We start from the raw sequence: 11,186 nt of genomic DNA on the forward strand, positions 1-11,186 counted from the left end.
GCGGGCGGGGCATCAGTAGTAATTGCCCATCAGCGAAGCCACTTCGACCAGCAGGATGACGGAAAACAGGCGCAGCATTTCGGACAGACCGTGCGCGGCCCACAGGCGGTTGCGCCGGCCGTGCGGCTCTTCCGGATAATAGGAGGAGGCCAGCGGGATCAGGGCCACGGCAAAGCTGAAGAAGATGACCTTGAGCATCAGGATCAGGGCCACGGCCGGATTGAATATCTGCCCCACGACGCGCGTGTAGCCTTGCAGCGCCCACGGCGTAAAACCGTAGATGGTGACATAGGCGAGGATGAGCGAAGTGACGCAGCTGACGATGGCCAGCATCCACACGGCGAAGATGCCCGACATGACACGCGGAAAGTATTCGCGGCGCAGCAGGTCGACGCCCTGGCGCTGCATTTTCTCGAGCATGCCGGACGAGCGCATTTGCGCGAACGCAATGCCGTCGGGCAAGGTCAGGCGCAGCGCCACGAACAGGGCGGCCGTCAGCGGTATCAGTTCCAGCACCAGCACGCGCACCACCATTTCCAGCGCATAGCGCGACAGGCCGTAGCTTTGCGCGCTGACGACGACGATGCGTATCAGCACCAGGCTGACCAGCGCGCAGGCGACGCTGAACCACACGAGGTTCGGCGCCGTATTCGTCACCAGGCGGTGCGCGAGGATGGGGCGGTTGTCGCGGTTATAGCTCGATGGCGACAGGGCCAGCGAAAACACGAGGATGGCGAAATGCAGCATGCGCCACCAGCTGACCAGCCAGGCCATGGTGGCCCGGTGCAGGCGGCGCAGGCTGATGATGAGGGAGACGGATAGGGTCATCATGGCATCTTAACATTGGATGCGTTCGATACAAGCGATTGTCCAGCAGTGCACGGCAGGCCCGCTATTGGCCGGCCACGCTGGCGACGCTGTGGATAATCGCGTCGGCCGCCGCCCGTACGCGGGCAGAACGGTTCAGGTCGGCATGCATGACCAGCCACACGTCGTAGCTTTCCGCCCGCTCGGGCCAGATGCGCACGAGCTGCGGGTCGATGTCGCCCAGGTGCGTGGCCAGTTCGGCCACGCCCAGGCCCGCGCGCGTGGCGTCCTGCAGCATCGCCGCCGAGTTCACTTCCATGGCGACCCGGGCGTTGGCGACGGGTTCGCCGGCGATTTTCTCCGCATGGCGGGGCGTCACGGAATGGTGGTAGATGACGATATCGTGGCCGGCCAGCGCCGTGCCGCGCACGGGTTCGCCCCGTTCGGCCAGGTAGCTTTTCGACGCGTACAGGCCCAGGCTGCGCTTGACGAGGTGGCGCGAGATCAGGTCCGGGTCGGTGGGACGCACGCCGCGCACGGCCAGGTCCGCTTCGCGCCGCGTCAGGCTGGCCAGCGCTGGCGCCACGTTGAGCACGATGCGGATGTCCGGGTGCGCCGCATGCAGCTGCTGCATGGCGCGGATGACGAAATGGCTGGCCATGGTGTCGGTGGTGGCCACGCGCACCAGGCCGCTTAAACGATTGTCGACGCCCTGCATCTCGCGCTGCAGCTTGTCGGCCGCCCGTTCCATGGCTTCGGCCGCCGTGAGCGCCAGTTCGCCGGCCGGCGTGGGCACGTAACCCGACGGCGTGCGCAGGAACAGGGTGGCGCCCAGCGAGCTTTCCAGCGCGGCCAGGCGGCGCCCGCACGTGGCCTGGTCGATGTGCAGCAGGGCCGCCGCGCCTCGCAGGGTGCCGGCCCGGCCGATGGCCAGAAAGATGCGCGCGTTATCCCAGTCCATAAGCCCAGTCCATGACTTGTTTCCCTGTCGTTATCTTGATGCATTTTTGCATCATAGTGCTGATTTTATGCCTGTTTACTGCATCATGCAACGCTCGCATAATGGCTGCCCCGCTGTCCCTGCAAGGAAATACCATGTCCGCCCCCACACCGAGCCGCGCCAGCGGCTTCATCCTGTTGACCCTGGCGTTCGGCTTCGTCATGGCGATGATCGACGTCACGGCCGTCAACGTGGCCCTGTCCGATATCGCGCTGGACCTGGCCATACCGCTGACGGGCCTGGTCTGGGTGGTCGACGGCTACACCCTGACGTTTGCCGCGCTGCTGCTGGCGGGCGGCGCGCTGGCCGACCGCTACGGCCCGAAAGCCGTGTACCAGGGCGGCCTGGGCGTCTTCCTCCTCGGGTCGATCCTGTGCGGCGCCGCGCCCGACGGGCATTTCCTGACGGCGGCGCGCCTGCTGCAAGGGGCGGGCGCGGCCCTGTTCATGCCCAGTTCCCTGAGCTTGCTCACGCACAGCTTTGAAGACGAGCGCGAGCGCACGCGCATGCTGGGCGCCTGGTCGGCACTGGTGGGCGTGGCCGGCGCGTCCGGCCCCTTGATCGGCGGCATACTTGTGCACCAGTTCGGCTGGCGCAGCGTGTTCTGGGTGAATGTGCCGCTCGGCGTGCTGGCCATCGTCATGGCGCAAGTGCTGCTGGCCGCGCCGGCGCGCCAGCCGCGCGATCTGTCGCTGCTCAGCCATGCCTTGGGCGTGGCGGCGCTGGCTGGCCTCAGTTTCGTGCTGATCGAAGGTCCCGTGCTGGGCTGGCTGTCGCCGGGCGTGCTGGCGGCGGGGGCCTTGACGGTGCTGTCCGCCGGGCAATTGCTGCGGCGCGAACGCAGCGGCAGCCATCCGCTGTTGCCGCGCGCACTGTTCCACAGCAGCAGCTTTGGCGCGGCCAATGGCGTGGGTTTCCTGATCAATTTCTGCGTGTTCGGCCAGCTGTTCCTATTGAGCCTGTTCCTGCAGCAGTCGGGCGGCGCCGATGCCTTGCAGTCGGGCTTGCGCCTGCTGCCCATGATGGCGGCCTATACGGTGGGAAACTTTATGGCAGGCGGTATCGCGGCCCGGCATGGCACGCGGCTGCCGATGCTGGCCGGCTTGCTGGTGGGCGCTGGCATGGCGCTGTTGCTGATGGGTTTGCATCCGGGTACGCCGTACGTGTTGCTGGCGCTGGGCACGGCCGTCATGAACGTGGCCATCGGCATCGCCATTCCCGCCATGACGGCCACCGTGATGCGGGTGGCCGGCAAGCTGCATGCGAACAGCGCGGCGGCGGCCCTGAATGCGAACCGCCAGATCGGCGCGCTGGTGGGGGTGGCCCTGATCGGCAGCATCCTGCACATGGTGCCGGACTGGTCGCTGCGCTTGCCGCTGGCCTACGCGACGATTGCCGCCGCGTATGGCCTGGCGGCGGGCCTCGTGTACAAGCATGTACATTTGCCCAAGGCCGTGGCCGCCTTAAGCTAGCTTACTGTTCGCGCGTGCTGCGCCACTCCACCAGTTCCTCGATGGTGAGGATCGGCATGCCGTGCAATTCGGCGAAGCGTTCGATATCGTCACCGCGCATCATGGTGCCGTCCGGGTTCATCAGCTCGCACAGCACGGCGGCCGGGTTCAGGCCCGCCATGCGCGACAGGTCGACGGAGCCTTCCGTGTGGCCACGGCGCTCGAGCACGCCACCGGGCGCGGCGCGCAGGGGAAACACGTGGCCAGGGCGCACCAGGTCGGATGGCTTGGCATCCTTGGCGATGGCGGCGCGGATGGTGGTCACGCGGTCGGCGGCCGACACGCCCGTCGTGACGCCGTCGCGCGCCTCGATGGAGACCGTGAACGGCGTGCCGTAGCGGCTGCCATTGTCGGACGACATGGGCGGCAATTCCAGCGCGCTGACGACGTCCGTCGGCAGGCACAGGCAGACGATGCCGCTGCATTCGCGGATCAGCAGGGCCATGGTTTCGTTCGTCAATTTCTCGGCCGACAGGATCAAATCGGCTTCGTTTTCACGATCGAAATCGTCGAGCAGGATGACGGGAATGCCGGCGCGCATGGCGGCCAGGGCGGATTGGATGCGACCTTCCAGGTCGTTGGAAAGCAGGGTGTAGCTGTTGACTAACATGGTGAAACGCTCCTCGCATAGGCGAAAAACGCTGCAGGGCAAGCGAATAGACGCAGCCGGCCGTATCGACAGGTCGATCGGACATCGCGTTTACTGCACATCTTCTTTCATCCGGACTATACCGTCGGCTCTGGAGTCACACCAGATCTGCTGACCTTATCAGGCGAAACCTGACAAGCGCTCGCGGGCTTGACCGTTGCCGGTCTTACCGCCGGTGGGGAATCGCACCCCGCCCCGAAGACGTATTGTTGTGCCGGTCCACATGACCGGCGGCAATACTTTAGCACAATTGAAAGAAGCTGGCAGGGCACTGTTGAGTTTGTCATTCGGCAAAGTTGCCTGGGGAAAGCAGTTCTTCCTAAGCTGTTTTTAATGGCGGAAAGACGATTTCAGTGTAAGGTACGCTTACTGAATCTTACCGTTGAGAATACATGAAGCTGAGTAAATTACGCCTGATCTCGGGCGCTGTCTTGCTGGCGTGCGCCTGCATGGCCCAGGCGGAAATCCGTTTGAGCGATCCCCTGCCGCTGGCACCAGAAGTTACCGTCGGAAAACTGCCGAACGGCTTGACCTATTACATCAAGAAAAATGCCCGTCCCGCGCAAAAAGTGGAATTGCGCCTGGTGGTGAAAGCCGGTTCCATTCTGGAAGATGACGACCAGCAAGGCCTGGCCCATTTCACGGAACACATGGCCTTCAATGGCTCCACGCATTTCAAGCGCAATGAACTGATTTCCTATCTGCAATCGATCGGCGTGAAGTTCGGCGCCGACCTGAATGCCTACACGAGCTTTGATGAAACCGTGTACGTGCTGCCGATTCCGACGAATAAGAAGGAAAACCTGGAAAAGGGTTTTCTCGTGCTGGAAGACTGGGCGCATGGCTTGAAATTCAATCCGGCCGACATCAACAGCGAGCGCGGCATCGTGCTGGAAGAGGCGCGCCTGGGCAAGGGCGCCAGCGACCGCATGAACAAGAATCTGTATCCGAAGCTGCTGAACGGTTCGCGCTATGCGGAACGCATGCCGATCGGCAAGGAATCCGTTTTGAAAACGTTCAAGCCGGAAGCCATCAAGCGTTTCTACAAGGATTGGTACCGTCCCGACCTGATGGCCGTGATGGTGGTCGGTGATGTGGAACCGAAACAGGCTGAAAAGCTGATCCAGCAGCATTTCGGCAAACTGAAAAATCCCGTGAAACCGCGTCCGCGCCTGTATGCGGAAGTGCCGCAGCGCTCGCAAACGGAAGCGCTGGTGATCACGGACAAGGAAGCGCCGGACGACACCGTCTTCATCCGCTACCCGATCCGCGTCGCGCAGGAGCCCGTCACCATTGCCGACTACCGCCGCCAGATGATCGAAAACCTGTATGGGCAAATGCTCAGCGCGCGCATGCAGGAATTGACGCAGCAAGCCAATCCCCCGTTCATCCAGGGCGGCAGCAGCATGGGCAAGCTGGTGCGCGGCTATGAATCGTTCAGCGCGTATGCCTTGTTGGGCAAGGGCGGCGTGCAGCCGGCCGTCGATGCGCTGGTGCAGGAAGATGAGCGGGCGCGCCGCTTCGGTTTCAGCCAGGATGAGCTGGACCGCGCGCGCAAGAACATGCTGCGCAATTACGAGCGCGCGTACAGCGAGCGCGACAAGTCCGACTCGGCGGGTTTCGTGGCCGAGTATTCGCGTAACTTCCTGGAGCAGGAAGCCATCCCCGGCATCGCCAATGAATTGCTGTACGCGCAGGAACTCTTGCCGCAGGTAACTCTGCAGGAAATCAACGAGACGGTGGCCAAGGTGATTCCCGACCAGCAGAAGAAACTGGTGGTTTTCATGGGCGCCGAGCCGAAAGCGGGTGCCAGCGTGCCGACGCAGCAGCAATTGCTCGACGCGGTGGCGAAGGCCGAGCAGCAAACCATCGAGCCGCGCACGGAAAAAGTCCTGGCCAGCAAGCTGATGGACGGCCCGCCGGCCGGCGGCAGCATCGCCTCGGAAAAGTTGAATAGCGCCATCGGCGTGACGGAACTGACCCTGGGCAATGGCGTGCGCGTGCTGCTTAAACCCACGGACTTCAAGAATGACCAGGTGCTGATGGGCTCGACGCGCTTCGGCGGCCAGTCGCTGTTTGGCGATGCCGACATCTACAACGCCCGCTACGCGAGCGCCGTGGTCGGCAGCATGGGCCTGAAAGACCTGGCGCCGCTGGACTTGCAGAAAGTGTTGGCCGGCAAGACGGTCAACGTGGGCGCTTCGCTGGGCGAACTGAGCGAAGGCTTTGGCGGCTCGGCCAGCAGCGCCGACGTGGAAGCCATGCTGCAACTGGTGTACCTGTATTTCAACGATGTGCGCAAGGATGCGGGCCTGTACCAGTCCTTCATCGGCAAGCAGCAGGACCTGGCGAAAAACAGCATGGCGCAGCCGGAGGCCGTGTTTTACGATGCCATCCAGCACGCCATGTTTGGCGACAACCCGCGCGTCGATGGCGTGCCGCGCGTGGCCGACTTCGACAAGGTGGGCCTGGACCGTTCGCTGGAAATCTTCCGCCAGCGTTTTTCCAGCGCGCGCGGCATGACCTTCATCTTCACGGGCAGCTTCGAGCTCGACAAGATCAAGCCCCTGATCGCCAGCTACCTGGGCACCTTGCCCGTGGCCGACGTGCCGCACGCCTACCGCGACGTGGGCATGCGCCCGGTGACCGGGATCGTCAAGAAGGATATCTACATGGGCAGCGAGCCCAAAAGCACGATTTCCATCACCTTCAATGGCGACGTGGCGTATTCGGACGAGCAAAAGCTGACCCTGCAGGCGCTGGGCGAGGTGCTGAACCTGAAAGTCATCGAAGTGCTGCGCGAAAAGATGAGCATGATCTATGGCGGCGGCTTTGAAACCTCGATGGGCCAGCATCCGTACGGCCATTATTCCGTGGCCTTGAACTTGCCCACCGGACCGGAAAACGTGGACAAGGTGATCGCCGCGGCGTTTGCCGAAATCAACAAGATGAAGACGGACGGGCCATCCGCGGCGGACCTGGAAAAGGTCAAGCTGAACTGGATCACGCGCCAGCAGAAATCCTTGCGGGAAAACAATTACTGGATGAACCAATTGATGGGTTCGGTAACGCAGGGGCGCGACCCCGCGCACATCCTGCGCTACGAGCAGCGCGTGCGCGCCATCACGCCGCAAGCCGTGAAACTGGCGGCGCAGCGCTACCTGGACATGCACAATTATGTGCAGGTAGTGCTGTATCCGGAACGTAAAAACGTTGCAGCCAAGTAAGCTTCATTGTTGAACTGCAGGGGCGGCAGTGTAGCGAAGCTGTTAAACTGCTGCTTATTGATGTGATCGCAATTTAACAAGCAAGGAAATACGATGGCTAAGAAAGAAGAACTCGATCCGGAAACCCTGGAGTTGATCAACTGGTGTATCGAGGTCGAAGGCTTCCTCGTGGCGGGCGGCGCCACCGTGGCGCAGGCGCAGGACCACATCGAAGAGCAGGTCGAGTGGTTTACCGACCAGTTCTACGACGGCTTGACGCCGGAAGAGGCAGCCAAGGAAGCCTTGGCCTGACCTTTCAGTCAGACTTCAGCAAGACATATGCGGGCGGTGCCTGCCGGGCATCAGCCTGGTAGCGCCGCCCGCTTTGCTTTTCTGAAAAGATTTCCATATGGAAATTGTTTATAATTCCACATTTTATTCTTTACCCAGGCACCCATGACACTCCGTTCGCGCATTCTCCTCCTGTGTTTCAGCACCTTGCTGGGCATCGTCCTCATCGCCTCGTTTTCCCTGTATTCCTTGCGCCAGACCATGATGGCGGAAAGGGTGGAGCAGCTGACGGTGCTGGTGGAATTGGCGAATGCCTCGGTGGAAAAGGCGTATGCGCTGGAACAGTCGGGCAAGCTCACGCGTGAACAGGCGCAGCAGCAGGCCAAGCTGGCCATCGGCAGCTTCGTCAAGGACGAGATGTATTATTTCGTGCGCGATTTCAGCACGGACTTGCTGTACGTGCACCCGAATGCGTCGCGCATCGGCGTGCCGCAAAAGAACATGAAGCAGTCAGGCGACCGCTACCGCGCGGCCCTGGCCACCAGCCGCATCGGCCTGGTGCAGGCGGACGGCACACGTCCGGGCGTGAAGGACCCGGTGGCGAAGATGTATGCCGTGGTGAAATTTGCGCCGTGGGATTGGCTGATCGGCACAGGCACGTATATCGATGACATCAACCACAAATTCTGGGCCCAGGCGGGCGTGCTGCTGGCCATCGGCGGCGCGCTGATGCTGGTGGTGGGCGCCCTGGCGGCCCTGATGCTGCGCCGCATCCTGGGCCAGCTCGGTGGCGAACCCGACTATGCAGCGGCCATCGTGGCGCAAATCGCCCAGGGCGACCTGACGACGCAGATCGATACGCGTCCCGGCGATACGTCCAGTCTGTTGATGGCCATCAAGGCCATGCGCGATAACCTGGCCCATCTGGTGAGCCAGGTGCGCAACGATGCGGAATCCATTTCCACGGCATCGGGCGAGATCGCTTCCGGCAACCACGACCTGTCGGCGCGCACGGAACAGCAGGCGGGATCGCTGGAAGAGACGGCCTCGACCATGGAAGAAATGACTTCGACCGTGCGCCAGAATGCGGACAATGCGCGCCAGGCGAACCAGCTGGCTATTTCTGCCTCGCAAGTGGCGACGCAGGCGGGCGGCGTGGTGAGCCAGGTGGTCGACACCATGGGTGCCATCAATGCCTCGTCGAAGAAGATCGGCGACATCATCGCCGTCATCGACGGCATCGCCTTCCAGACGAATATCCTGGCCCTGAATGCGGCCGTGGAAGCGGCGCGCGCGGGCGAGCAGGGCCGTGGCTTCGCCGTCGTCGCCAGCGAGGTGCGCAACCTGGCGCAGCGTTCGGCTGCGGCCGCCAAGGAGATCAAGCAATTGATCGACAGTTCCGCCGAGCAAGTGGGCGCCGGTGAAAAACTGGTGGCGCTGGCGGGCGAGACGATGGAAAAAGTCGTCTCCAGCGTGCAGCATGTGACCGATATCGTGGCCGAGATTTCCTCTGCCAGCGCCGAGCAAAGCGCCGGCATCGAGCAGATCAATCAGGCCATCGTCGAGATGGACAACATGACGCAGCAAAACTCGGCCCTCGTCGAGCAGGCGTCGGCGGCGGCGCAAGCGATGAACGAGCAGGCGGCGGGGCTGGCGCAGATCGTCAGCGTGTTCAAGGTGGGTGCAGTGGCGCCGGCAGCGGCAGCACTACAGCGCAGCGTGCCTGCGGCGCGGCGCCTGACGCGCTAAGCGCTTTTTTCTGTCACTGGGGAACTTAACCCCGGCTCACCTGTCCAAACTTTTTCGTCCGCACTGGACGCACAGAAGAGGTGAGCATGACAGACGGTTTTTCCTATCACGCGGCGTTCGCCCGCAACCTGGGCTGGGTCACGCAGGCGGAGCAGGATAGCTTGCGCGGCAAGCGCGTGGCCATCGCCGGCATGGGCGGCGTCGGTGGCGTGCATTTGCTGACCCTGGCGCGGCTCGGTATCGGCGCTTTTCATATCGCCGATTTCGATACCTTCGATATCGCCAACTTCAACCGCCAGGCCGGCGCCATGGTCTCCACCCTGGGGCAGCCCAAGGTGGCCGTGCTGGCGCAGATGGCGCGGGATATCAATCCCGAACTTGAGATTAAACAATTTCCAGACGGTATACACGACAGCAACCTGGCCGAGTTTTTTGCCGGTGTCGACCTGTATGTGGACGGCCTGGATTTCTTCGCCTTTCCCGCGCGCCAGGCTACCTTCGCCACGTGCGCCCGCCTGGGCATCCCCGCCATCACGGCCGCGCCGCTGGGCATGGGCACGGCCGTGCTCAGCTTTATGCCGGGTGGCATGACGTTCGAAGAGTATTTTGGTTGGGGCGACTTGCCAGAAGAAGAGAAAGCCTTGCGCTTCCTGGTCGGATTGGCGCCGGCCGGCTTGCACGGCCCCTATCTGGTCGACCCGTCCGCCATCAACCTGAAGGAGCGGCGCGGGCCGTCGACCATCATGGGCTGCCAGCTGTGCGCGGGCGCGGCCGCCACGGAAGCCTTGAAGATATTGTTAAAGCGGGGCAAGGTGATGGCGGCGCCGCACGGCATGCATTTCGACGCCTACCGCAATAAGCTCGTGCATACCTGGCGTCCGGGCGGCAACCGTCATCCGCTGCAGCGCCTGACGATGGCCATCATCAAGCGGCGCCGCGCGGCGCAGGGGGCATAAATGGCGCAAGCACCGCAGATCGATCCCGTACTGGAAAACATCCTCGACCAGGCGCGCTGGGCGCCCAGCGGCGACAACACGCAGCCGTGGCGCTTTGAAGTCGTGGACCCGCGGCACGTGGTCGTGCATGGCTTCGATACGCGCAGCCATTGCGTGTATGACCTCGACGGCCATCCCAGCCAGCTATCGCTCGGTGCCTTGCTCGAAAGCATGGCACTGGCGGCCAGCAGCCATGGCTTGCGCATGGAAGCGCGCCGGCGTCTGTCCATGCCCGACACGCTACCCACCTTCGATGTGCGCCTGGTCGACAGTCCCGGCATGCAGCCCGACCCGCTGGCGGCCTGCTTGCCGCAGCGCAGTGTGCAGCGGCGCCGGCTCAGCACGCGCAGCTTGCGCGCCAGCGAAAAGGCGGCGCTGGCGGCCAGCTTGCCGCCCGGGTACGGCGTGCAGTGGTTCGAAGGCGGGCGTGCGCGCCTGGCCTGCGCCCGCCTGATGTTCGACAATGCGAAGCTGCGCCTGACCATGCCCGAGGCGCACAAGGTGCACCGCGACGTCATCGAATGGGGCGCGCGCTTCAGCAGCGACCGCATCCCGGAGCAGGCGCTCGGCGTCGACCCGATGACCGCGCGCCTGATGCGCTGGGTCATGCACAGCTGGCGCCGCGTGGATTTTTTCAATACCTGGCTGGCTGGCACCGTCGCGCCGCGCCTGCAGATGGACTTGCTGCCGGGCCTGTATTGCGCCGCGCATTTCATGCTGCTGGCCGATGCGCCGCCGCGCCACATCGACGATTACGTGGCGGCTGGCCGCGCCATGCAGCGCTTCTGGCTGACGGCCACGCAGCTGGGCCTGCAATTGCAGCCGGAATTGACGCCGCTGATCTTTGCCCGCTATGTGCGCGAACGGCGCACTTTTTCGCGCACCGATGGCATGCAGGAGCTGGCGCAGGAGCTGGCCGCGCAATGCCAGGCCGTGCTGGGCGCCACGGCGGTTGAGCGGGCCGTGTTTCTCGGGCGC

Annotated in this window: 9 protein-coding genes and 1 riboswitch; of the genes, 6 read left to right on the forward strand and 3 right to left on the reverse strand. The window is 63.4% G+C overall.

From position 1 onward, the window contains the following. Positions 1-12: 12 nt before the first annotated feature. Both JAB1_RS25445 and JAB1_RS25450 read right to left on the reverse strand, forming a co-directional pair. Positions 13-828, reverse strand: a complete 816-nt coding sequence (locus JAB1_RS25445) for an ABC transporter permease (RefSeq protein ID WP_034779673.1) — start codon at positions 826-828, stop codon at positions 13-15. A 64-nt stretch (positions 829-892) separates the two neighbouring features. Further along, on the reverse strand, positions 893-1,768 hold the full coding sequence (locus JAB1_RS25450; RefSeq protein WP_070282232.1) for a LysR family transcriptional regulator: 876 nt from the start codon (positions 1,766-1,768) through the stop codon (positions 893-895). Positions 1,769-1,902: 134 nt separating this feature from the next. Here JAB1_RS25450 and JAB1_RS25455 point away from each other — a divergent pair, with 134 nt between their 5' ends. Continuing rightward, entirely contained in the window at positions 1,903-3,279 is a 1,377-nt protein-coding gene (locus tag JAB1_RS25455) for an MFS transporter (protein WP_083299973.1), read from the forward strand. Between the two features lies 1 nt (position 3,280). On the opposite strand, the gene ribB is transcribed toward JAB1_RS25455, so the two are convergent. Then, positions 3,281-3,928, reverse strand: coding sequence for a 3,4-dihydroxy-2-butanone-4-phosphate synthase (gene ribB, locus JAB1_RS25460; RefSeq protein WP_034779300.1), 648 nt, complete (start codon positions 3,926-3,928; stop codon positions 3,281-3,283). Positions 3,929-4,023: 95 nt separating this feature from the next. Next, positions 4,024-4,174: riboswitch (FMN riboswitch) on the reverse strand. A 185-nt stretch (positions 4,175-4,359) separates the two neighbouring features. Between ribB and JAB1_RS25465 the strand changes: the two genes are divergently transcribed. The 5 genes from JAB1_RS25465 to JAB1_RS25485 form a co-directional block, all read left to right on the forward strand. Further along, positions 4,360-7,194 carry an insulinase family protein gene (locus JAB1_RS25465; protein WP_070282233.1) on the forward strand — a complete coding sequence of 945 codons (2,835 nt, stop codon included), beginning with the start codon at positions 4,360-4,362 and terminating at the stop codon, positions 7,192-7,194. Between the two features lie 93 nt (positions 7,195-7,287). Further along, a complete protein-coding gene (locus JAB1_RS25470) occupies positions 7,288-7,485 on the forward strand; it encodes a hypothetical protein (RefSeq protein WP_010399555.1) in 198 nt (65 codons plus the stop codon). 144 nt (positions 7,486-7,629) lie between these two features. Next, positions 7,630-9,213, forward strand: a complete 1,584-nt coding sequence (locus JAB1_RS25475) for a methyl-accepting chemotaxis protein (RefSeq protein WP_070282234.1) — start codon at positions 7,630-7,632, stop codon at positions 9,211-9,213. Positions 9,214-9,299: 86 nt separating this feature from the next. Continuing rightward, complete coding sequence (locus JAB1_RS25480) at positions 9,300-10,169, forward strand: ThiF family adenylyltransferase (protein ID WP_034779294.1); 870 nt, start codon at positions 9,300-9,302, stop codon at positions 10,167-10,169. After that, the coding region (locus JAB1_RS25485; RefSeq protein WP_070282236.1) for a nitroreductase family protein at positions 10,170-11,186 on the forward strand (1,017 nt) is incomplete at its 3' end.

The sequence above is a fragment of the Janthinobacterium sp. MP5059B genome, assembly GCF_001758645.1.
Lineage (GTDB): Bacteria > Pseudomonadota > Gammaproteobacteria > Burkholderiales > Burkholderiaceae_D > Janthinobacterium > Janthinobacterium lividum.

Bases quoted from the DNA above. Each gene is read 5' to 3' on its own strand.
- JAB1_RS25445 (WP_034779673.1), bottom strand. From the start codon at position 828: ATGACCCTATCCGTCTCCCTCATCATCAGCCTGCGCCGCCTGCACCGG.
- JAB1_RS25470 (WP_010399555.1), top strand. From the start codon at position 7,288: ATGGCTAAGAAAGAAGAACTCGATCCGGAAACCCTGGAGTTGATCAAC.
- JAB1_RS25450 (WP_070282232.1), bottom strand. From the start codon at position 1,768: ATGGACTGGGATAACGCGCGCATCTTTCTGGCCATCGGCCGGGCCGGC.
- ribB (WP_034779300.1), bottom strand. From the start codon at position 3,928: ATGTTAGTCAACAGCTACACCCTGCTTTCCAACGACCTGGAAGGTCGC.
- JAB1_RS25465 (WP_070282233.1), top strand. From the start codon at position 4,360: ATGAAGCTGAGTAAATTACGCCTGATCTCGGGCGCTGTCTTGCTGGCG.
- JAB1_RS25480 (WP_034779294.1), top strand. From the start codon at position 9,300: ATGACAGACGGTTTTTCCTATCACGCGGCGTTCGCCCGCAACCTGGGC.
- JAB1_RS25455 (WP_083299973.1), top strand. From the start codon at position 1,903: ATGTCCGCCCCCACACCGAGCCGCGCCAGCGGCTTCATCCTGTTGACC.
- JAB1_RS25475 (WP_070282234.1), top strand. From the start codon at position 7,630: ATGACACTCCGTTCGCGCATTCTCCTCCTGTGTTTCAGCACCTTGCTG.